Raw genomic sequence first — 21984 nt, 5'->3', positions numbered from 1 at the left:
GAAACAAATCTACAATTATAGTTTTAGCATATGAAGAATCGTCTTGCAATACAAATACCTCTAGTTGCATTAATATTATTATCTATTACGAGTTGTAGCACAAACCGTATGGAAGATGGAAAAAGAGTAGGCTATTGGATTGAAAAAGAAAATCGCGATGGTGTTGAATATCTTTCCAAAGGTTCTTATCGTCAGGGTGAAGAAACCAAAAGATGGCGTCATTATGAAAAGGGCAAACTTATAAAAAAGGAGCGCTACAACGGAACGTCATGTACTGTTACTTTTTATGATGCACAAGGGAAAAAAAATAAAAAAGGAAAAACCAAACTAGATGGACTTCATTGGTTTTATGCAGGGGAATGGAAAACATATGATGTAAATGGTAAATTGTCAGGTATCATGATTTACGACAAAGGAGAATTAGTCCGGGAACTTGATGCTAATAGGAATGAAATACCGCTTACACCATTAGTTTATTACACGGATTTAAATCCTCAAACGAATACAAATAATATTAAATAAAACGATCAAAAATAGACTATGCAATTATCAAATTCAGAAGAACAATTAATGGAACATCTTTGGAAACTGGAAAAAGCATTCATGAAAGATTTATTAGATGCTTATCCCGAACCAAAACCAGCTCCCACAACGATCGCTACCCTATTAAAACGCATGATCGATAAAAATTTGGTGGCTTACAATACGTTTGGGAACTCACGAGAATATTATTCTCTGATCAAAAAATCAGATTACTTCTCTAAACACGTTAACGGACTCATTAAAAATTTCTTTAATAATTCCGCTTCACAATTTGCTTCTTTCTTTACTACAGAAACTAATTTGTCTACTGCTGAACTGGAAGAACTTCAACAAATCATCAATAAAGAAATTAAAAAGAAACAAAAATGATAGACTTTCTAATAAAATCAACCCTCAGTTTAGGGCTGTTTTTAGCAATGTATTATCTGGTTTTAGAACGAGAGAAAATGCATCGCTTCAATCGTTTTTACTTACTGTTTAGTATTTTATTTTCATTGGCAATCCCCTTTTTCCATTTTGAAATGTACAATCCTAATATTTCAGGAGTCTTTACCGGAAAAATAGTAAAATCTATTCAGTTACCCGAACTGGTTATTGGAAACACAAACGATTATGCATCCTTTTTACTTTGGAGTATTTATGGCTGTATTACAGCAATCTTATTATTTCGTTTTGTTCGTAATTTAATCCAGATTAAGACCAAAATTAAAAACAATACAACCGAACAATTCCATGAATCAACTTTAATTTTAGTACCCGAAAACATATTACCCTACACTTTTCTAAACTATATATTCTTAAACAAAGAGGGTTATACGAATCAAGCAATTCGAGAAGAATTGTATACCCATGAGCTTACACATGTCATACAAAAACACACGTATGATGTGTTATTTATTGAAATTTTAAAAGTCATTTTCTGGTTCAATCCGTTACTCTATATTTTTAAAACTGCGATTCAGCTAAATCATGAGTTTTTAGCAGATGAAAAAGTAGTGCATTCTCACAACAATGTTCCTTCCTATCAAACATTATTATTAGAAAAAGCCACTTGGAAACCTGTATTTTCTGTTACAAGTAATCTAAATTTTTTAATCACAAAAAAACGTTTTACAATGATGACAAAGACAACCCCCGCCTACAAAGCATTATTTAAAAAAGCTATCTTATTGCCATTATGCTTCGGTCTAGTCCTTTTATTCTGTACTGAAATCACAGCTCAGGAAAAGACTAAAAAAGCAACTAAAGAAAAAGTTTCGAATTCTGAATCTGACATTCCGCCACCGCCACCGCCATCAGAACAATTACCACCGCCACCGCCACCGCCAGAGACTGAAGGAAGAAAACTATACACAGTAGACAAACTAACAGTGTATCCTGAGTATAAAAAAGGGATGTCTGAGTTTTATAAATATGTTGCTCAAAATTTCAATATTCCAAAAGACATCGAGAAAAGTGTCATTAACAAAACCAAAATCATTGTTAGTTTTATTGTAGAAAAAGATGGGACTTTATCTAATGTTAAATGTATTACAGAAGTTCCTAAATCATTAGAAAAAGAAGCTATCGATATAGTTTCACAAACTTCTAAACAATGGACACCTGGTATGATTAAAAAAAACAAAGTACGTGTTGTCTACACCTTGCCAATTAAATTAAATGTAAAATAATTCGCTTTCTATTTATTACTCAAAAAAATACAATGACACAAAATTTAAACTATAAAAGCTCTTTCTTGAATAAGATTACATTTGCTTCATTGATTGCGGTATTTTTTTTATCCTGTATACCAACTTTTGCACAAGCGGAGAAAAAATCGGGAAGGGAAAACAGTTATATTGAAAGTAAAAATTTAACTGTACAGCCAGAATATCCAGGAGGGATTGCTCAATTCTATAAGGTTATTGCAAAAAATTACATAATCCCAAAAGAAGTAACTGTAGGTGGCCAAGTCATCATTAGTTTTATTATCGAAAAAGATGGCTCATTAAGTCATTTTCAAACCATTAGAGACTTAGGTAGTGGTACTGGGCAAGAAGCTATCAGAGTATTGAAAGATGCTGAAAAATGGATTCCGGGTGAAGTTGAAAAAAAAGTAGTTCGCACGAAATTCACTCTTCCAATCACAATTAATATATCTAATTAGTACATATTATTTTCATACTATCATATTGAAACCACTCGTAGCCGAGTGGTTTTTTTTGTATTTTCACATAATAATCTAATCCTAAAATCATTATGAAAAATCGTCTTCTTAAATTCTTCTTTCCAGCATTTCTTTTTTGTATTCACGCTCATGCTCAAGAAAACAAAATCATTGAGGTCGTAAAACTAAAGAATGATGCTTATGATGATAATACTGCAAAAACAGGCCCAGTTGAAGCTCTAAAAACTAATGATACCTATACCGTAACTAGTGTAGATACACCGCCAAGTTTTCCTGGAGGAAATAACAGTTTTTTAAAATATTTTGACAAAAACTTTAAAATGCCTGAGAATAGTGGTGACGTAATAAAAGGGTCCATTTTTATATCCTTAATCGTGGAAGAAAATGGTTCTCTAACGAATATCAAAGTAATCCGTGATATTGGCTATGGAACTGGAGAAGAAGCAATTCGTGTGATGAAAAACTGCCCGAAATGGATTCCTGCTAAGCTTAATGGGAAATCCGTACGAACAGAATTTATCGTACCAATCAAAATAAATTCTGAGAAAAAACAATAATATTCGCCTTATAAACACCGCATAAATGACACCCTAAAACAAAACGTATCAGCATCTTACAACATAATTAAAAAATTGGCGTTAAATTTGCACAATCATCATCATCAATCAAATCAAATCAAAATCATGTTCAAACAATTTTTCATCTTGTGTTCAGGTGCCGACAGGAATCTGATTGACACATGTTCCAATGGGGAACAAAACAAATTTGCCGGTATAGGCGCAACTGTGTTCTTCACAGCTGTAATGGCTTTCATCGCGGCTTCTTACGCACTTTATACTGTCTTTGACAATGTATACACTTCCATCTTTTTTGGACTTATCTGGGGATTGCTAATATTCAATCTTGATCGTTTCATCGTTTCTACAATCCGTAAAAGGGATAGTTTTTGGAGTGAATTTCTTCAAGCGACACCGCGAATTGCTTTGGCTGTAATTATCGCCATTGTAATTTCTAAACCTTTGGAAATTAAAATATTCCAAAAAGAGATTGACACGGTTTTATTACAGGAAAAAAACAACTTGGCTGCTGCCAATAAGAAACAAATCACACAATATTTTAACGCAGATGTTTCTAAGAATGATGCTGAAATAAAAGCACTGAAAGAGGGAATTACCAACAAAGAAAAAGAAGTTAATGCCCTTTACGAAACGTATATTACCGAAGCAGAAGGTACAAAAGGTACTATGAAACTTGGCAAGGGTCCTGTTTTTAAAGAAAAACGAGAAAAACATAATGCGGCTTTGGCCGAATTGGAAACTTTACGAAAAGACAATCTTTTAAAAATAACGGAAAAAGAAAAAACTGCCGCTTCGCTACAGACGGATTTATCCAAGAAAATAACGGAAGGTCAGCCTGTAATTGATAAATTTGATGGATTAATGGCTCGAATCAATGCCTTGGACAAACTGCCTTGGCTGCCTTCTTTCTTCATCATGCTTTTGTTTTTAGCGATTGAAACGTCTCCTATTATTGCTAAATTATTATCTCCAAAAAGTGAATATGACTTCAAACTGGAAGATATTGAAACAGCACTTAAAGCAACACTAGCGCAGGATAAATACCAACGTGACTTATTAGTCAAAACTAGCGCTTCCATGCATGATAAAGTATATGCTGATATTGCTGAGGATAAAAATTTATACAATCTCCAGCGCAAAAAGGCAACGGAATTATTGGAATTACAAGCTGAAAGTTTTGTAGAGAAACAGAAGCGAACTTTATAACATAAAAAAAGCCGAACGATATCGTTCGGCTTTTTTTATATCACATCAGCTATTACATATAGCTTAATATCTCTTTCTTGAATGCATCATATTCTCCTTGAAGAATTAATCCATTATCCAATAATTTTTTATAATTCTGTAATTTATCAAATAGCTCTTCCTGAGATAATTCTCCTAAAGAACGATCTTTACTTGTACTTGATTCTTGTTTTGGAATTACAGGCTCATCTACTAAAAAGCGCGGTTGTTGCGCAGGAATGATTTCCGCAAAATTTTGCACTTCTTCTACTTCTACTTCTTCAATAAAAAATCCTGCTTCTGGAGTTTCTTCTATAGTTTCAGCAACAATTGGCTCTTCCTCTTCTTCTACATCGTCAATTAAAAAGCTAATTGTATCTTCTGGTTTTTTAACTTCTTCTATAATCGGTTGGTTTAAATTTCCTCCCTCTTTTAAAATCTCCAATTGCTCTTTTGCAAAAGTATAGATTTTTCTAGCTTGAGTTTTTGGGATATAGTCAATCGAAATGGTCAAATCTGTTTTTGTGGTAAATGAAAAATCAGATCCTAATATATTTTCTTTCACAAAAGCACCTGCAATATCATCCCAAGTATAGTCTGTGAAATCCATCGATAATCCTAAATTCTTTGGCTTACAGATGATAATTCTTTTATTCGTTAGAACAATGCTATCCGGAAAAACCGTAAGAGCGGGTTTCTTTTGAACTCCAATATAGTAGATTTCCTCATTTTTCATTAACAAATCATTGAGCTTTGTTGTAATTTTCTCCACTGCTTTTGGATCTTGCTCTTCGTTTAGGAATTTTTTAAATTGTTCTTTCATTAGTATATTTAAATAGTAAACAAATTTAGTAAAAACTGATTATTGGGCATCTATTTCAGCCTGAATTTTCTTTGTCAAGCTTTTAAAAACCAATTCATAGGAATGGTCTATCAATTCTCGTACAAAACGATCGGGCACATCGCCGTTTAAATGTACCGTATTCCAATGTACTTTGCTCATGTGGTAGCCTGGATTAATATCATTGTATTCTCCTCGTAGTTCTTCTGCTCGTTCGGGATCACATTTCAAATTGACCGATGGGGTCCCATTTTCCCAATTCATCAAGGAGGATAAAGCAAACATTTTTCCGCCTACTTTAAATACTAATGTGTTCTCATCAAAAGGAAAGTGTTCACTTACTCCCTTTTTAGACAAACAATACTCAAAATATGATTCTATATTCATAATAGTTATGATTTTCCTATAGTTCCTTACTCTCAAATGTAAACCTATTTTTTAGATTACATTATTTTATATAAAATTGGTTTACTAGGTGATGCATCATTTTCAAAAGAAGCAATCTGAATATTCAAGAAATAGTCTCCATCTTCAATCTCTTCAGGCACAAAAATCATCTCTGTAATTGTTGCATAAAATCGGGCATCTTCATTTACATTCATTACATCTTTCACATTCCAGAAGGCTTTATGTGCGACTAATCGTCCTTCATCTTCTTCCCGATCTACACTGGGTAAATCAATCAATAAATGTTGAATTCCAGTTTCACGAATGTATTGTGCAGCAGCTTCTTCTAAATAGGGTGGATTTGTATGTGAATATTTTTTATGGAGTTTTTCTTCTTTATTTGGGAGCGTTCTAATCACCAATGCTTCTGGTGCATTTTTACCTAAAAGTTGCTCAATTTGTTTTTGAGTAATAATCAAATCTTCCCCGTGAACTTCTGGCGTAACAGAAATCAATTGTGCCGTAAAGAAAAACGTTTTCAATGATTGATTGATACTATAGAATGTTTTTGTAATGTGCCCTAAACATTCTGTATGTGTGCCATGCCCGTGTGGGTTAAAAAATATATTATTGAAATTTGTTGAGGAACCTTCACCTACTTTCCCAACCCATTCTCCAAAACGAACGGGTTCAATTTTAGGTGCATCGATATACCATGCAATCGGATTGGCTTCTGAATTTATTAAGGGAATAGAAATGTCAAGTGGTTTTGAAAAATCAATTTCAAAACGTTTATCGTGGTGTTGGATTTGAGCTTTCAACTATTATTTTTTTAATTTGAATTACTCCAAATTTATCAAAAATAAGTCACTTGCAATACCATCTACTAAGAACTTTCCTTTTTTAGTAGCTCGGAGTACATCTTGGTCTACAAATAATAATTCGTCTTCGAGAAATCTTCGGGATTGTTGTTCTAAATAATCTAAATAGGTTTCACCAAATTCAATCGCAATGCGTTCTAAGGATACTCCCCAAATGGTTCGTAATCCGGTCATAATGTATTCATTATATCGATCTGTTACTGAGAGAACCTCAACTTCATTTGGAAGTTCCTCTTTATCAATAGCTTTGCGATACAAGGTATTATTAGCAATATTCCAACTGCGCGAAACACCGTCATAACTATGAGCAGATGGCCCAATGCCTAAGTATTTTTTTCCCAACCAATAGGCGGAATTATTCTTCGAAAAGTACTGTTCTTTTCCGAAATTGGAAAGTTCATAATGTATGAATCCATTTGCTTCTAGCATTTCTACCAGAATAGCAAAATGTGCTTCTGCTACCTCATCTTTTGGTGCGGAAACTATTCCTTTCTGAATAAATTTGGATAATGCCGTTTGGGGCTCAACTGTTAGGGCATAACTTGAAATATGGGGTATAGCAAAGGATAATGCTTTTTCTACATTTTCCTTCCATCGTTCGTTCGTCATTCCAGAAATCCCATAAATCAAATCGATCGAAACATTATCAAAATACTGCACTACCTCTTCTAAACAGCGTTTTGCTTCTTCAGCATTGTGTGCTCGATTCATCATTTTCAAATCTTCTTCATCAAAAGATTGGATTCCGATACTTAATCGATTAATAGGGGAATTAGCCAACTCTTTTATTTTATCTGTAGATAAATCATCTGGATTAGCCTCCAATGTGATTTCTGGGTCTTCTGTAACCTTGTAGTTCTTGTAGACTGTATCAATTAAGAAATTGATTTCTTCTATGGATAAAACGGAGGGAGTACCTCCACCAAAGTAAATTGTTCCAACCGTTTCTTGTTCAAACTCTTTTTTGCGAAGCTTTAATTCTTTAGCTATAGCATCAATCATTTCCGATTTATGCTTCATTGAAGTCGAAAAATGAAAATCGCAATAGTGACATGCCTGCTTGCAAAAAGGAATATGGATATAAATACCACTCATGATAGCGTTGGAAATTTAAAACTTAGGGAATTTTATATTTGTGATTCTTGTATCACTTTATATTATTTGACTTTACCGGGATTTTGTTTTACAAAGGCATCCCATCCAGTATAACTTTTTCCGATTTCTGTTTTACCTGAATTAAAAAAGTGACATACCGCAGCAGCTAATCCATCAGTTGAATCTAGATTTTTTGGTAATTCCTTCAAACCTAGAAGATTTTGAAGCATTTTTGCTACTTGTTCTTTACTTGCATTACCATTCCCAGTAATTGCCATTTTTATTTTCTTAGGTTCGTATTCTGTAATTGAAATCCCTCTAGACAAACCTGCAGCCATTGCTACTCCTTGGGCTCTTCCCAACTTAAGCATTGATTGTACATTTTTCCCAAAAAATGGGGCTTCAATCGCAATTTCATCGGGATTATGTGTGTCAATTAACTCAATTGTACGTTCAAAAATGAGTTTTAATTTAATATAATGATTATCATATTTACTCAATTGCAACTCGTTCAACTGAATAAATTCCATTTTCTTTTTCACAACTTTGATCAGTCCGAATCCCATAATAGTGGTTCCGGGATCAATTCCTAATATGATTCGCTCAGTAGTCAATTTATTTCCTTTATTTTGCAGCAATGTTTTCTATACCCTACAAAGCTAAGCAATTCTTGATACTACTCGCCAAACTTTTAATTGTTGGCGGTTCTTTTTATTTTATCTACAGGCAATTGTCTACAAATGATCAATTGGACTGGAGTCGATTTTTAGATCAATTCGATAAAAAAAAATCCATTACAGGAGTTCTACTAATCTTATTGCTGACCTTTTTAAATCGATTCATTGAGATTTTAAAATGGCAAGCTTTAGCCTCTTACATTCATCCTATCTCTTTAGCCAAATCAACCCAGCAGGTTTTAGCAGCTTTAACAGCTTCTATATTCACACCCAACGGGATTGGAGAATATGGTGCCAAAGCTTTGTTTTATGATAAAAAATATACCAAGACAATCATCTTCTTGAATTTCATTGGCAATGGAATGCAGGTAGTTTTCGCTTCCATTATAGGAATAATAGGTCTGATTGTATTGAGTTTTCATTTCCCAGATTTTCAACAGAACAATCAGAAATCATTCTTTATTGTTGTTACTATTATATTGGGATTGGGATTGTTCCTTTTTTTCACCAAAAAGATTACCATCAAAGGTTATTCTTTACACAAGGCTTACGAGAAGCTTCAGGAAATACCAAAGCTTATTCATCAGAAAACGGCTTTTTATGCATTACTCCGATACCTCATCATCATGCATCAATACTATCTATTGTTCTTGTTTTTTGATGTTGAGATCCCTTATTTCTTATTGCTCTTTACCATCATGGGAGTATTCTTTTTGAGCTCTGCTTTGCCTACTTTTCAGTTTCTAGATTTTGCTGTAAAAGGTGGTGTGGCTATTTATTTCTTTGGATTACTTCATGTAAATGAATGGATTGTAATATTCATCACTACACTTATTTGGTTCCTAAACGTGGTATTACCTTCACTGATTGGAAGTTATTACGTATTAAGTTTCCGTTTAAAAAAGACTTAAAAAAGCCTGTTGTTATTCTACCGCCAGAATTACAGGAAGTATAAATTGTGTTTTCACGGGAATCCCACGTTTTAAAGCAGGATGTACTTTAGGAAAATCCGACAATCGAGAAAGGAGAATTGAATCCATTTTGATTTTGTCATATTTCACAGAATCTTTTGGAAACATTGGTTCAAATTTAATACTGGCATCTGGAAAAACAGTAACTTTAACTTGAATCGTATCAATATCTGGATAAAGGATTGATAGTGTATCTGTGCTTAATTTTTCCTGAATTGCTTCGGTTAGAAAAGCAAAGAAGCATTGTTGACGTTGTACTTTATCATCAATGGCATTACAAGAATCTATAGAAGGGAATTCATCGACCTCATTCCAGTTAATACTTTTCAATTCCTTTTGTAATAATTCCTTTTCAGAGGGAACAGGTTTCTCAAAATATTGACAAGAAGGTATAAAAAATAAAATTGGAAACAATATTAAAAATATTTTTCTCATATTCGTGTCGTAACTTATGCTTGACCTTTAATTTTTAAAGATACTATTTTAATGTCCAAAAGTAATAAAAATTAATTTCATGGAATATGTACTACTCATTGCTGGCTTGATTTGTATGATTCTAGGAATCGTTGGCAGTTTTGCACCTGTTTTACCAGGAGCCCCTTTAAGCTGGATTGGCTTACTTTTATTGTATTTAACAAAATCCGTTCCAATGGATTGGTGGACACTCGGAATTACATTGGGTATAACCATTTTCATTTCGGTTTTAGAATATGTCATTCCGGCTCAGGGCACCAAAAAATTTGGAGGTAGCAAATATGGTGTTTGGGGAACCAATATTGGATTAATCGTTGGATTACTTGCTCCTGTTCCGTTCGGTTTCATTCTAGGTCCTTTTATCGGAGCTTATCTAGGGGAATTATACTTTGATGCTCATGATCAAAAAAGAGCCTTAAAAGCTGCCACAGGGTCTTTCATTGGCTTTTTGGCGTCTACTTTTATAAGCTTCGTTGTTTGCACTGCATTTTTAGGGCTATTCCTTATTAAAGTTTGGCAATTTCGACATATCTGGTTTTAAAGCTGGAGTACGTTTTGGGAATAATGTCTTCTTTTGAAATGTTATTCCGATACCGATTAAGATGATTGCTCCTCCTAACAGCATTTGCATTGTAATTTCTTCATTTAAAAGAAACCACGCTAGAATTGCTGTAACTAATGCTTGGCTCAACAAACTTAAGGATACTTTGTTTGCACCTAATTTCTGCACGGCATAATTTAAAGAGAACCAACCTAATAATTGACAAATCAAACCTTGTGCAATTAGTATACCCCAAACAGGTGTTGTAAAACCACTGAATGGTTCATCCATAAAAAAACATGCAATCCCTAAATATACCGTAGAAACCAACATGCTATAAGTCATAAAACTTATCGTATTGATTTTGTCTAATACTGTCTTACTGATTAACAGGTAGGATGCATAAAATATACTGGAGAGTATTCCGAAAAGAAAGCCGAGATCAAAAGATAGATTGATAAAAACATCTACCCCCATTAATATTACCATTCCTGATAACGCGAATACCATTCCAATCCAAAAATTGCTGTTGGGTTTATTCGGCAAAAAGAAGAAGGTTCCTAGTCCTACCCAAACGGGCGCTAAATTCGTTAATAGACTTGCTTGAATTGCACTAGATTGTTGAATCGCGATATTCCACACGGCGATATCCGAACCGAACAACAGCCCACACAAAGCAATTACCCCCATAACCTTCAAAGAAGGCTTCTGTAGGCTTTTTTTCCATAATACTACTGGAATTATCACTGCAGTAGCAATCGCCATTCTATAGAATGCTGATGTCATTCCTGAAACAGGCACCCATTTTACTAATATTGGAAAAATTGAAATTGAGACAATACCAATAATTAGACTTAGACGGGGATTTTTCATTAGTTATTCAATTAGATGGGGAGTACAAATCCTAGAAGGAAATAAAGAAGATCATGAGTGTAATAAAGGCTATAAAATTATTCGTAGAATAACTTATTTGAGAGGTGTAAAATCAAAAAAGCCATCCACAAGAGTGGAAAGCTTTTCATTGGTCTAACTACTAAACCTGGTACTTTCGTACCTAAACAACACAACTACTTTTAAATATTTTAGGGCAAAAAAAGCCCCCCGATTACTCGGAAAGCTTTATCCCAATTTTAGCGGTCTGGACGGGACTCGAACCCGCGACCCCATGCGTGACAGGCATGTATTCTAACCAACTGAACTACCAAACCGTTTCGCCTTTATTGCGGTGCAAAGATACCACACTTTTTGAGTTACGCAAGCATTTTCTGCAAAAAAAATTAATTTTTTTTTATGATTTTAGCCAAACATTTGTTTTTCAATTAAATATGTCGTCATTATTTTTTCAAAATTTTCACCAACTGAGACTGGAACGTACTTAATTCCATATTGGGCACAGGTCAAGGCTATCTTTTTGAAATAGGATTGGACTGATTTTTCATAAATTTCTTTCACATTATCCGCAAATAAATTGACCTCATCTCCTGTTTCTACATCAATAAACTTCTTTGGAGCGTTATCAAAGTCAAAATTGACCTCTGTTTTCTGATCAATCACGTGAAATAAAACTACTTTATGCTTGTTATGTTTCAAATGTTGTAGTGCATTAAAGAGTGCTTCTTCATTTTCCGACTGAAACATATCTGTAAATAATATGATCATAGATCGTCTGTGCATCTTCTCTGCAATCTGATGTAGGAATTGAATCGTATCTGTTTTCTTTGTTTCTTTTGGAGTTGTTAGTATATTCTCTAAGGCATTTAGTAACATCCTATGGTGACGATCACTTCCTTTTTCCGAAGCGTAATACTCATATAGATCAGAATACACACTTAGACCTACCGCATCTCGTTGTTTTTTGAGTAGATTCATTAATACAGCCGAAGCTAAAACAGAGAATCCGATCTTACTTTCATAAAATGGCGCTCCTTCTTTTAACTTAGGATAATGCATCGAGGAGGAATTATCTACAATTAAGTGACATCTTAGATTGGTCTCTTCTTCGTATCGTTTAGTATATAACCGATCTGTCTTTGCAAATAGCTTCCAATCGATATGTTTTGTACTCTCTCCATTGTTATAGACTTTATGCTCAGCAAATTCTGCTGAGAATCCATGAAAAGGACTTTTATGCATTCCTGAAATAAAACCTTCCACTACTTGACTGGCTAATAATTCTAAATGTTGGAAACTAGCAATTTTCTGTATTTGGTCATCAATCTTCATACTATAAAAGTATTCATTTTAATTAATTATACAATATACCAAATCGTAAACCAATTTGTATTTGTAAATACTGAACGGACTATAAATAAAAAAGTCCCGATGGATATCGGGACTTTTTTATGTTTTTTATAATCTATCGATTATAATAATGCTTCAATTGAGTCAGCATACGTTTGTTTTGGAGCTACACCAACTTGTCTTGCTACTACTTCTCCATTATGGAAAACTAATACTGTTGGGATATTTCTCACACCGTATTTTGCTGCAAATTCTTGGTTTGCATCCACATCAACTTTTCCTACTACAGCTTTACCGTCGTATTCAGTGCTGATTTCATCGATGATTGGACCTACCATTCTACATGGACCGCACCATGCTGCCCAAAAGTCAACCATTACTGGTTTATCTGATTTCAATACTACTTCTTCAAAAGTAGCATCTGTGATTGCTAATGCCATTTTTATTTATTTTTAATTTATCGTTCTACAAAATTACTGATTTATTTTGAATCTTCGAGGGTTCAGAAATCAGTTTTGATTATACCGTCATCACGAAATACAATTTAGTTCAGTTTAAAATTAATCTGTAACTTCTCTAATTCCTGTAATAACTCGTTTGAAATATTAATTTTTAATTTTCTACTCGGCATACTCAGTCGGGTCACTATTCTGATTTCTTCTACTTCGGTCTCTACATTTACAACGGCATCTTCAATTCCTGTATCATCAAAATTACCTTCTTCTGCATTGACTTCAATAACATTCTTGGTTTCAATTTGTTTCACCACTTTTTCAAGCTCCATTACTTCAAAAGTAACATTATTATCTCCTTGATGCATCTGGAATACACTATACAGTCGTTCTATTAACTGATCGCTTAAATCGGTAATATTCATATGAATAATCAATTTTTTCGCGAATGTAGGCAATACATCCTGCAAATATTGAACCAGCATAAACTGTAGTCGCGGCTCTCCTTTTTTACCGGTTTCTGCATTTGTCCATCCTTCTTTTACCAGTACTTTCATATAGGTAAAATTATTCTGGATTAAAAAGTGCCTGAATTTTAAGTATTCTTCTCCAAAGATTCTAAATTCGTAGGATTCATCATATCCTTCAATCATGAAGGTTGCCCATCCTTTTCCATTTTTTGCCACCCTATGCTGAACGTTTGTAATAATTCCTCCAAAAGTAAGGTTCTTATTTACGTGTAATTCTAAATTTTTCAGTGCATCGAGTTTCGCATTACAGAAATATTTCATTTCAAATTTATAATCGTCTAATGGATGTCCAGAGATATAAATTCCTACTACTTCTTTTTCTTTTGCTAATTTTTCCATCGTACTCCATTCTTCACAAGGTGGTACTACGGGCTCAGGAATTTGAACTTCACTGCTTTCTCCAAAAAGGCTTACTTGTGATGAATTCTCATTTTCCTGAAATTTTGATCCATATCGGATGGCTTTTTCCAAAAATGTAACACCATCTCCTTCATCATGGAAATATTGTGCTCTATGCGTTAGTGAAAAGGAATCAAATCCTCCTGCTAAGGCTAAATTTTCAAATGCTTTTTTATTTGCTGCTCTTAAATCGATTCGTTTGGATAAATCGAAAATAGACTTGTATTTCCCTTCTTTTCTATTTGCAACAATAGTTTCTACTGCCGCCATCCCCACTCCTTTTACAGCTCCAATTCCAAAACGTACCGCATAGTGTTCATTTACCGTAAACTTGTAGAACGATTCATTTACATCAGGTCCTAATACTTGTAATCCCATACGCTTACATTCTTCCATAAAGAATGATACTTGTTTAATATCATTCATATTATTTGAAAGTACTGCCGCCATATATTCTGCGGGATAGTGTGCTTTTAGATAGGCTGTTTGATAAGCAATCCATGCATAGCAAGTAGAGTGTGATTTATTGAAGGCATAACTCGCAAAAGCTTCCCAGTCTTTCCAAATTTTCTCTAATTTGTCTGCTGCATGTCCATTGGCTACTGCCTGATCAATGAAACGGGATTTCATTTTATCCAGTACCTCTTTTTGCTTTTTACCCATCGCTTTACGCAAAACGTCGGCATCCCCTTTCGAGAAGTTTGCCAATTTTTGCGACAACAACATTACTTGCTCTTGATAAACTGTAATTCCATAGGTTTCTTTTAAGTATTCTTCACAGGCATCTAAATCGTAAATGATTTCTTCCTCACCATTTTTACGGCGTACAAAACTAGGAATATACTCCAGTGGTCCCGGACGATATAGGGCATTCATCGCAATTAAATCTCCAAAAACAGTCGGTTTCAGATCTTTCATGTACTTCTGCATCCCCGGGGACTCATATTGAAAAATACCAACGGTTTCTCCACGCTGGAAAAGCTCATAGGTCTTTACATCATCAATAGGGAATTCATCAGGATCTAAATCGATGTTCAAACGGTATTTTACCAGTTTTACCGTATCTTTTATCAAGGTAAGGGTCTTCAGACCCAAGAAGTCCATTTTCAACAGACCTGCGCTTTCTACCACCGAGTTATCAAACTGGGTCACGTATAAATCGGAGTCTTTTGCTGTTGCTACAGGTACGAATTTTGTAATATCATCGGGAGTAATAATAACTCCACAGGCATGAATTCCTGTATTACGTAATGATCCTTCTAATATTATAGCTTGTTGAATTGTTTCTCCACCCAAATCATCGGCTTGGGCTAACGCAATCAATTCTTCAACTTTCTCAAATTCGTCTGCCCGTAAAGCGGCTTTCAATTTATCTTTATCTAAATTGAATATCTTATCCAGCTTCATATTTGGAATAAGCTTTGCAATTCGATCCGCTTCAAATAGAGGCAAATCTAATACACGGGCAGTATCTCGGATTGATGATTTTGCTGCCATGGTACCATACGTAATAATCTGTGCCACTTGACTGGCTCCATATTTATTAATTACGTAATCCATAACACGTCCACGACCTTCATCATCAAAATCGATATCGATATCGGGCATCGATACACGGTCAGGATTCAAGAAACGCTCAAAAAGCAAATCGTACTTAATTGGGTCAATATTAGTAATTCCTAAACAATAGGCCACCACCGATCCTGCCGCCGATCCACGTCCTGGCCCTACCGAAACATCTAAATTTCGTGCTTCTGCAATAAAATCCTGTACAATCAAGAAATATCCCGGATATCCGGTTTTCTCAATGGTTAGTAATTCAAAATCTAGACGTTCTTGAATTTCAGAAGTAATTTCTTTGTATCGTTTATTTGCACCAACAAATGTTAAGTGCTTTAAAAATTTATTCTCTCCTCTTTTGCCTCCATCTGCTTCATCTTCTAGAACTACAAATTCTTCTGGAATGTCAAATTTTGGTAACAGGACTTCACGGGCTAAATTATAAATCTCAATTTTATCAACTACTTCCTGAATATTTGTAATTGCATCGGGTAGATCATAAAAGAGCTTCTTCATCTCCTCAGGCGACTTGAAATAGTATTCCTGATTTGGCAACCCATAACGGTATCCACGTCCACGTCCTACAGGCGTAGCTTGTTTCTCCCCATCTTTTACACACAATAAGATATCATGCGCATTTGCATTTTCCTTATCGATGTAGTATGTATTGTTTGTAGCTAAAAGCTTAACATCGTGTTTTTTTGCTAAAGAAACCAAAACACTATTCACACGATTTTCATCTTCTTGATCGTGACGCATTACTTCTATGTAGAAATCTTCCTGAAATTGTTCTTTCCACCAAAGCAATGCTTCTTCTGCTTGGTTCTCTCCAATATTTAATATTTTATTCGGTATCTCTCCATAGAGATTTCCCGATAATACTATAATATCTTCTTTATATTGTTCTATTACTTTTTTGTCTACCCTAGGCACATAGTAAAATCCTTGTGTATAGGCAATGGAGGACATTTTAGCAATATTATGGTATCCATTTTTGTTCTTTGCCATCAGAACAACCTGATATCCATTATCTTTTCTTGATTTATCTTTATGGTCTTCACAGACAAAAAACTCACAACCAATAATTGGTTTGATAATCGTTTCTTCTGGAATTTCTCCTTTTTCAATGATTTCTTTGTTTCTTGCTTCTACTCCTTTATTGTGATTCAAAACATTGCTCACAAAATGGAAAGCACCCATCATATTTGCATGATCGGTCATAGCTACGGCAGGCATTTTATATTTTGCGGCAGCTTTTACTAAATCAACAATACTAATCGTGGATTGTAAAACAGAAAACTGTGTATGGTTATGTAAATGGGCAAAAGTAGCTTTCTCAAGCTCTTGTTTATTAATTCCAATTTCTTCCTTCGAAATAGAACCGCCTTCTTGTTGTTTTAATCTTGCTCTTACTTCATCTGAAGCTGCTTTTAGATTAATATGTTTTAATCCAATAAGCTGAACTTCTCTGGGGTTTCTATTTTGAAAATCTTCAAAATACCCTGCTGGAACATCTAATTGTTCTTTGGTAAATACTTCTCTACGAACTAACTCTAAAAAACAACGGGTTGTTGCCTCAACATCGGCAGTTGCATTGTGCGCTTCAGCAAAAGGAACTTGAAATAGGTATTGATGTAATTCCGTTAAGGTTGGTAATTTAAATTTACCAAAACGTCCTCCTGGCAATTGACATAGTTCGGCCGTTACTTCGGTACAGGTATCCAAAACTGGCATTGTAGCCATAGGAGAGTCCACACCCATTCTATAAAATTCAGCGCCCATGATATTGACGTCAAATCCTACATTTTGTCCCACTACAAATTTGGATTTACTTAAGGCAATATTGAATTTCTCTAAAACCTCTTGTAAAGTTATTCCTCCTTCTTCTGCTAATTCCGTCGATATTCCGTGAATACGTTCTGCATCATAGGGAATATTGAACCCATCTGGTTTAACTAAATAATCCTGATGCTCCACTAAATTACCCATCTCGTCATGCAATTGCCAAGCAATTTGTATACAACGAGGCCAGTTGTCAGTGTCCGTAATAGGCGCATCCCAACGTTTAGGTAATCCGGTAGTTTCGGTGTCAAAAATCAAGTACATAGCTAACAGTAAGGAGTTTATTATCTTCTAAGGGTATTGAGAACTCAGAAATTTTCTCTTTACAAAATTACGTAATTTTTGAAGGATGAGACAAGTTTACTTATCAACAATGGAAATCACATTCTTTTGTGCCATTAGCTTCCCCAAACTTTATTTTTAAAAATATCGAATGTCTGTCTCAGGTGTTTATTGACCATCAAAAAAAGAACTAGCGCTATCAAAACCCAACCCATTGCTGTAAAAATTTCCATATTGGACAGCAGCATCGATTGTTTTTTCACGGTATTTATTAATCCCTGGACCGCTAACTTATGTGCTTCATCTGCTGTAAAACCTTTATTTACAAATCCTTGTATAGCATTTGTTAATCTGGATTGAGTTTCTGGACTTTCGGGCATTACAAACTGCTGTAGTTTACTGTAATGGGATTGTTGCAGAAATATTTGCGCATTTTGCATTATACAAAATCCAATAGTACTGCCCCAAAATCGTCCTGTCACTCCTACTGTCCCTGAAAAAGCAGCTAGGTTTACTGGAACGGAAGAGACTGTAAAAAGTATAAGTGGTACAAATAACATTCCTACCGCAATGCCTTGCAACAAATAAGGAATTGCGATATCCCACAATGACACCTCTTCAACGAATAAAAAGGTGAACCAAAAATGGTACACTGCCAATAACAAGAATCCTATGATAAAAATATACCGCATCTGCACTGCTTTTGAAAGCGCTATTCCTCCGAGTGTGAGCCCTATCAGATTTCCAAATGCATTAATATATTGTACATGGGCTACGCGCATGGGTTCCCAACCCCAAACGCTATACATGGTTCCATGGCAAATATTCAACGTTGCTCTGGCCACATAAAAGAGTAAAAAAAGCAAAAAGCCTGTTCTCAGATTTGCATATCGAAATACCGTTAAATCAAAGCAGGGCCTTTTTACTAATAGTTGTCGCATGATAAAAAGGCCACTGGTTGTTAGCGCAATTATACTCGCCAGAACAATTTGCACGGATTCAAACCAATATTTTTTTTCTCCATAAATAAATACATAGCATCCACATAGTATGGCTGCATAAACCAAGATAAAACTCGCCCAATCGATTTGGTATAATGGGATTTTTTTATAAAATCGATTCCCATTAAATGTCAATAAAACCAGTCCTACACATATTATCTGAAAGAATGCAGAAGCATATGCCATATATTTCCACTCATAATTTTCCAAAAACCAAACTGCGATAGTCATTATAAAAGGTGATGCCAAAAGCAGCGTTGCACAATTGAATGAAAAAACAATAATCGTTGCATTTTTCGACTTGAAGCGTGTCAACAATAATTGTCGCAACGGAATCCAAGGTAGTGCCATCAAAACACCTTCTATCATTCTAAGAATAATGAACAATACATAATTGTCTGTATATGCCGAAAGAATAAAAGTAAATGCTGCCAATATATAAATCCCTAAAAAGTAATTTCTAACTGGGAAATATTTAAACAGCCTGCTTTCGATAAGGATGGTTGCTAAAAAAGTTCCATACGTTACACTGAGTGAAAATTGTAAATCTTCAATCTCAACATCTAAGAAACTGGCAGAATAGGTCACATTTGAAGTATATACACCCAATAAAACCATGGAATGCAACATACAGAACATCAACACCACTTTGATGAACCAATCGGGTATCCATGGTTTAAAAACACTATTATCTAACATCATTATTGATGGTCTGCTACAACAATTACATTCATTCCCGCTCTTAAAAAGTGAACTTCATCTTCTTCATTTGTCAACTTAATACGAATAGGGATTCGTTGTTCTATTTTCACAAAATTTCCCGTCGCATTATCGGGTGGTAATAATGAAAATCGAGCTCCACTTGCCGGAGAAAAGGATTCTATTTCTCCATTGAAAACTTTATTCCCCAAGGCATCTGTTTTAAAAGTTATCTGTTGTCCTTCTTTTAAATATTGTATTTGAGTTTCTTTAAAATTGGCAATAATCCATTTTTCTTTACTGACTATGGATGCCAATACTTGTCCTTCTTTGACTAATTGACCTGGTTGAATTGTTTTTTTTCCCACCCATCCGTCATAAGGCGCCGTAATGATCGTATAGGATAAATACAATTTTGCATTATCAACTAGCGCTTGTTTGGATTGAATAACTGTTTCTGCCATTGGCACTTTTGCAGAAGCTTCTGAAGTGCTCAATTCGGTAAATTGTATCGCTCGATTGATTTCCTGAAAACGCGCTAATGCTACTTCATAGGCTGCTTTCACAGTTTCCACTTGCTGTTCTGTTGCCGCTTCTTCTTTTTGCAAGGCGATATATCTTTTATATTCTTGTTCTGTTTTCCAAATGTTCGTTTTTGCAGCAGCTAATTGAGATTGACGAATACCAATATCACTATGTGTCGTTTGCACATTTTTCTGCATTACACCTACACTATTTTTTGCGTTTTCAATTTCAGCTAATGCTAAATCCAAATGGGCTTTATATTCTCTATTATCAATAATAATTAGGGTATCACCTTGATGTACCAATTGATTTTCCTGATAAAGCACTTCTTGAACATATCCTGTAATTCGCGTATTTATTGGGGTTACATATTGTTCAACTTGAGCATCATTTGTCTCTTCATGATTGCGGTAGAAGATAAAAAACCAAATTCCTAATACCACTCCTGAAACTACAACAGTACTCGCTATTATAGTAAATAGCTTATGAAATAAACCATGTTTAACTGATGACTTTTCTACTTTCATTATTCAAAAAAATATTGGATTTTATATCTATTTATTCAACTTTTAATATGCCCGCAGTGTACAGCAATTCATAATACTTCATTGTTGCGTCTATTTGTGTCGAAACAACATTATACTTTGCCGTTAGCAATGCATTATCAGCATCCAACATATCGGTTACTAAAATCAAATGATTCAGGTATTTTACTTTTATAATACGATAACTTTCGGCTGCTAAAGTCACGGCTTTTTGGTTAACTGGAAATTGATCTGTAATTTCTTGATATTGGGTATATTGTTTAAATACCTTATCCATCATTTCATTTCGCACCACTTCTTTTTGCGTTTCCTGTACTTCAATCTTCTTATTTGCAATCTGCATTTTTGTTTTATTTTTATACAGATTTGAAAGACTAAAAGTCGCTTCAACACCTACTTGTCCCAAAGTATACAAGTAAGGGTCTGGAGGGAAAAACATATAGTTAGGATAGTTGAATGCATAAGAGGTAAAAAAACTAATTGTAGGTAAATAATTTCCTTTAATAATCTTTTGTTCTGTTTTTGCCTCTTCTAATTCCTTTTCTGTTATTCGCATTTCTTCATTTTGTAAAGTCGCCTTCACATAAAAAGCATACGGCTCTAATAAAGAGTTTGTCGCAATTAGGTTTGTAGTATCTAGCTCTAGCCGATCTTCTTCTGGTAATTGTAATAAAGTTTGCAATTCGAATGTTGCTATTGCAATATTCTTTTTGTTTTTCATCAGAGCCAATTCCATATCTGAAAGCTGAAGTTCCGCACGGAGTACTTCATCCTTTTTTACTGTTCCATGTGCTCTAAAGGACATCACTTCTTTCAATCGGTCTTCTTGCTCTTTTATATTTTCTTCAATAATTTTCTGAAGTTCCATTAATTTATAAATCCCTAAATAGGAGGCTACGACTTCAATATGAATATCATTCTCTGTTTTCTCCACAGCTATGGAGGCCATCTCACTTTCTTGTTCAGCTTTCTTGATTGAATTTCTAATTTTACTCCCCATATATATAGGAGTACGTGAAGTCGTTTTCAAATCATACATTTCTGGAATTGTATGCGTGACTTTTTTATCACTGAACATTCCTTTTTGAAATTCTGTGAGATTAGTAATTCTAGAATAAGAGGCATGAAAATCTATCTCAGGTAAACGAAGTTGTTTTTTCTCTTTGACTTCCAAAATGCTTACTTGTTCTTGTAGTTTTGATTTCTGAATAACCTTATTGTTTTCTGAAGCAATTTTTAATGCTTGCGAAACAGAAAGTTTTATGGTTTGCTGTCCCGAAACCGGAATTGTTATTCCTAAGATTATCAGGCTCCAAAATATACTATTTAATAAAAATCGGTAAGGATGATTATTCGTAATCATCGATGAATTAATATTCATAATAAATTATGATCTATTAATAATGAAGTGGGTGGTTACCAACATATAAGGCTTTTGTATTGCATTGTAGTTCTACAATTATTTCGATACAAAGGTCTTACGTTTTAGCAAAGGCCAATAATTTTAAAAAGTCAAATATTTATCCATT

21 protein-coding genes and 1 tRNA gene are annotated in these 21984 nt (G+C 34.4%); 8 read left to right on the top strand and 14 right to left on the bottom strand.

What is annotated here, in order from left to right; genetic code table 11:
* Positions 1–30: 30 nt before the first annotated feature.
* From P6733_RS01775 to P6733_RS01750, 6 genes are all read left to right on the top strand, one after another.
* Positions 31–522, top strand: a complete 492-nt coding sequence (locus P6733_RS01775; RefSeq protein ID WP_306349863.1) for a hypothetical protein — start codon at positions 31–33, stop codon at positions 520–522.
* 18 nt (positions 523–540) lie between these two features.
* The gene (locus P6733_RS01770; protein WP_306349862.1) at positions 541–912 is read left to right on the top strand and encodes a BlaI/MecI/CopY family transcriptional regulator; all 372 of its coding nucleotides are present in this window, start codon (positions 541–543) and stop codon (positions 910–912) included.
* A complete protein-coding gene (locus P6733_RS01765) occupies positions 909–2213 on the top strand; it encodes a M56 family metallopeptidase (RefSeq protein ID WP_306349861.1) in 1305 nt (434 codons plus the stop codon). The genes P6733_RS01770 and P6733_RS01765 overlap by 4 nt, the downstream gene beginning before the upstream one ends.
* Before the next feature lie 32 nt (positions 2214–2245).
* The gene (locus P6733_RS01760) at positions 2246–2689 is read left to right on the top strand and encodes an energy transducer TonB (RefSeq protein WP_306349860.1); all 444 of its coding nucleotides are present in this window, start codon (positions 2246–2248) and stop codon (positions 2687–2689) included.
* A 92-nt stretch (positions 2690–2781) separates the two neighbouring features.
* On the top strand, positions 2782–3267 hold the full coding sequence (locus tag P6733_RS01755; RefSeq protein WP_306349859.1) for an energy transducer TonB: 486 nt from the start codon (positions 2782–2784) through the stop codon (positions 3265–3267).
* 126 nt (positions 3268–3393) lie between these two features.
* Positions 3394–4494 carry a DUF4407 domain-containing protein gene (locus P6733_RS01750; protein ID WP_306349858.1) on the top strand — a complete coding sequence of 367 codons (1101 nt, stop codon included), beginning with the start codon at positions 3394–3396 and terminating at the stop codon, positions 4492–4494.
* 52 nt (positions 4495–4546) lie between these two features.
* On the opposite strand, the gene P6733_RS01745 is transcribed toward P6733_RS01750, so the two are convergent.
* The 5 genes from P6733_RS01745 to ruvC form a co-directional block, all read right to left on the bottom strand.
* A complete protein-coding gene (locus P6733_RS01745; protein WP_306349856.1) occupies positions 4547–5335 on the bottom strand; it encodes a PH domain-containing protein in 789 nt (262 codons plus the stop codon).
* Positions 5336–5374: 39 nt separating this feature from the next.
* A complete protein-coding gene (locus P6733_RS01740; protein WP_306349855.1) occupies positions 5375–5740 on the bottom strand; it encodes an MmcQ/YjbR family DNA-binding protein in 366 nt (121 codons plus the stop codon).
* A gap of 56 nt (positions 5741–5796) precedes the next feature.
* Positions 5797–6561 (bottom strand): cyclase family protein, encoded by a 765-nt coding sequence (locus P6733_RS01735; RefSeq protein WP_306349854.1) that lies wholly within the window; start codon positions 6559–6561, stop codon positions 5797–5799.
* A 21-nt stretch (positions 6562–6582) separates the two neighbouring features.
* Complete coding sequence (hemW, locus tag P6733_RS01730; protein ID WP_306349853.1) at positions 6583–7716, bottom strand: radical SAM family heme chaperone HemW; 1134 nt, start codon at positions 7714–7716, stop codon at positions 6583–6585.
* Positions 7717–7778: 62 nt separating this feature from the next.
* On the bottom strand, positions 7779–8330 hold the full coding sequence (gene ruvC, locus P6733_RS01725) for a crossover junction endodeoxyribonuclease RuvC (protein WP_306350032.1): 552 nt from the start codon (positions 8328–8330) through the stop codon (positions 7779–7781).
* 23 nt (positions 8331–8353) lie between these two features.
* On the opposite strand from ruvC, the gene P6733_RS01720 reads away from it, so the two are divergent.
* Positions 8354–9304, top strand: a complete 951-nt coding sequence (locus P6733_RS01720; RefSeq protein WP_306349852.1) for a hypothetical protein — start codon at positions 8354–8356, stop codon at positions 9302–9304.
* A gap of 12 nt (positions 9305–9316) precedes the next feature.
* On the opposite strand, the gene P6733_RS01715 is transcribed toward P6733_RS01720, so the two are convergent.
* Positions 9317–9799, bottom strand: coding sequence for a hypothetical protein (locus tag P6733_RS01715; RefSeq protein WP_306349851.1), 483 nt, complete (start codon positions 9797–9799; stop codon positions 9317–9319).
* Positions 9800–9878: 79 nt separating this feature from the next.
* On the opposite strand from P6733_RS01715, the gene P6733_RS01710 reads away from it, so the two are divergent.
* Positions 9879–10379 (top strand): DUF456 domain-containing protein, encoded by a 501-nt coding sequence (locus P6733_RS01710; RefSeq protein WP_306349850.1) that lies wholly within the window; start codon positions 9879–9881, stop codon positions 10377–10379.
* On the opposite strand, the gene P6733_RS01705 is transcribed toward P6733_RS01710, so the two are convergent.
* From P6733_RS01705 to P6733_RS01670, 8 genes are all read right to left on the bottom strand, one after another.
* On the bottom strand, positions 10335–11252 hold the full coding sequence (locus P6733_RS01705) for a DMT family transporter (RefSeq protein WP_306349849.1): 918 nt from the start codon (positions 11250–11252) through the stop codon (positions 10335–10337). The two genes, P6733_RS01710 and P6733_RS01705, sit on opposite strands and share 45 nt — an antisense overlap.
* 261 nt (positions 11253–11513) lie before the next feature.
* Positions 11514–11587: transfer RNA gene (locus tag P6733_RS01700), tRNA-Asp, on the bottom strand.
* Between the two features lie 88 nt (positions 11588–11675).
* Positions 11676–12602 (bottom strand): DUF58 domain-containing protein, encoded by a 927-nt coding sequence (locus tag P6733_RS01695; RefSeq protein WP_306349848.1) that lies wholly within the window; start codon positions 12600–12602, stop codon positions 11676–11678.
* Positions 12603–12742: 140 nt separating this feature from the next.
* Entirely contained in the window at positions 12743–13060 is a 318-nt protein-coding gene (gene trxA / locus P6733_RS01690) for a thioredoxin (protein ID WP_306349847.1), read from the bottom strand.
* A 104-nt stretch (positions 13061–13164) separates the two neighbouring features.
* Positions 13165–17667 carry a DNA polymerase III subunit alpha gene (gene dnaE, locus P6733_RS01685; protein WP_306349846.1) on the bottom strand — a complete coding sequence of 1501 codons (4503 nt, stop codon included), beginning with the start codon at positions 17665–17667 and terminating at the stop codon, positions 13165–13167.
* 134 nt (positions 17668–17801) lie between these two features.
* Positions 17802–19388 (bottom strand): efflux MFS transporter permease, encoded by a 1587-nt coding sequence (locus tag P6733_RS01680; protein ID WP_306349845.1) that lies wholly within the window; start codon positions 19386–19388, stop codon positions 17802–17804.
* Positions 19388–20437 (bottom strand): HlyD family secretion protein, encoded by a 1050-nt coding sequence (locus P6733_RS01675; protein ID WP_306349844.1) that lies wholly within the window; start codon positions 20435–20437, stop codon positions 19388–19390. Before P6733_RS01675 ends, P6733_RS01680 begins: the two co-directional genes overlap by 1 nt.
* A gap of 31 nt (positions 20438–20468) precedes the next feature.
* Positions 20469–21836 carry a TolC family protein gene (locus P6733_RS01670; RefSeq protein ID WP_306349843.1) on the bottom strand — a complete coding sequence of 456 codons (1368 nt, stop codon included), beginning with the start codon at positions 21834–21836 and terminating at the stop codon, positions 20469–20471.
* Between the last annotated feature and the right edge of the window lie 148 nt (positions 21837–21984).

This window comes from Flavobacterium aerium, assembly GCF_030766725.1.
Classification (GTDB): domain Bacteria; phylum Bacteroidota; class Bacteroidia; order Flavobacteriales; family Flavobacteriaceae; genus Flavobacterium; species Flavobacterium aerium.
The sequence above is the reverse complement of the archived record's forward strand: the minus strand, read 5'-3'. Positions and strand labels throughout refer to the sequence as shown.

What these genes read in the sequence shown, in the direction of transcription:
- P6733_RS01775 (WP_306349863.1), top strand. Translation starts at nt 31, where the DNA reads ATGAAGAATCGTCTTGCAATACAAATACCTCTAGTTGCATTAATATTA.
- P6733_RS01770 (WP_306349862.1), top strand. Translation starts at nt 541, where the DNA reads ATGCAATTATCAAATTCAGAAGAACAATTAATGGAACATCTTTGGAAA.
- P6733_RS01765 (WP_306349861.1), top strand. Translation starts at nt 909, where the DNA reads ATGATAGACTTTCTAATAAAATCAACCCTCAGTTTAGGGCTGTTTTTA.
- P6733_RS01760 (WP_306349860.1), top strand. Translation starts at nt 2,246, where the DNA reads ATGACACAAAATTTAAACTATAAAAGCTCTTTCTTGAATAAGATTACA.
- P6733_RS01755 (WP_306349859.1), top strand. Translation starts at nt 2,782, where the DNA reads ATGAAAAATCGTCTTCTTAAATTCTTCTTTCCAGCATTTCTTTTTTGT.
- P6733_RS01750 (WP_306349858.1), top strand. Translation starts at nt 3,394, where the DNA reads ATGTTCAAACAATTTTTCATCTTGTGTTCAGGTGCCGACAGGAATCTG.
- P6733_RS01745 (WP_306349856.1), bottom strand. Translation starts at nt 5,335, where the DNA reads ATGAAAGAACAATTTAAAAAATTCCTAAACGAAGAGCAAGATCCAAAA.
- P6733_RS01740 (WP_306349855.1), bottom strand. Translation starts at nt 5,740, where the DNA reads ATGAATATAGAATCATATTTTGAGTATTGTTTGTCTAAAAAGGGAGTA.
- hemW (WP_306349853.1), bottom strand. Translation starts at nt 7,716, where the DNA reads ATGAGTGGTATTTATATCCATATTCCTTTTTGCAAGCAGGCATGTCAC.
- P6733_RS01720 (WP_306349852.1), top strand. Translation starts at nt 8,354, where the DNA reads ATGTTTTCTATACCCTACAAAGCTAAGCAATTCTTGATACTACTCGCC.
- P6733_RS01715 (WP_306349851.1), bottom strand. Translation starts at nt 9,799, where the DNA reads ATGAGAAAAATATTTTTAATATTGTTTCCAATTTTATTTTTTATACCT.
- P6733_RS01710 (WP_306349850.1), top strand. Translation starts at nt 9,879, where the DNA reads ATGGAATATGTACTACTCATTGCTGGCTTGATTTGTATGATTCTAGGA.
- P6733_RS01705 (WP_306349849.1), bottom strand. Translation starts at nt 11,252, where the DNA reads ATGAAAAATCCCCGTCTAAGTCTAATTATTGGTATTGTCTCAATTTCA.
- P6733_RS01695 (WP_306349848.1), bottom strand. Translation starts at nt 12,602, where the DNA reads ATGAAGATTGATGACCAAATACAGAAAATTGCTAGTTTCCAACATTTA.
- trxA (WP_306349847.1), bottom strand. Translation starts at nt 13,060, where the DNA reads ATGGCATTAGCAATCACAGATGCTACTTTTGAAGAAGTAGTATTGAAA.
- dnaE (WP_306349846.1), bottom strand. Translation starts at nt 17,667, where the DNA reads ATGTACTTGATTTTTGACACCGAAACTACCGGATTACCTAAACGTTGG.
- P6733_RS01680 (WP_306349845.1), bottom strand. Translation starts at nt 19,388, where the DNA reads ATGATGTTAGATAATAGTGTTTTTAAACCATGGATACCCGATTGGTTC.
- P6733_RS01675 (WP_306349844.1), bottom strand. Translation starts at nt 20,437, where the DNA reads ATGAAAGTAGAAAAGTCATCAGTTAAACATGGTTTATTTCATAAGCTA.
- P6733_RS01670 (WP_306349843.1), bottom strand. Translation starts at nt 21,836, where the DNA reads ATGAATATTAATTCATCGATGATTACGAATAATCATCCTTACCGATTT.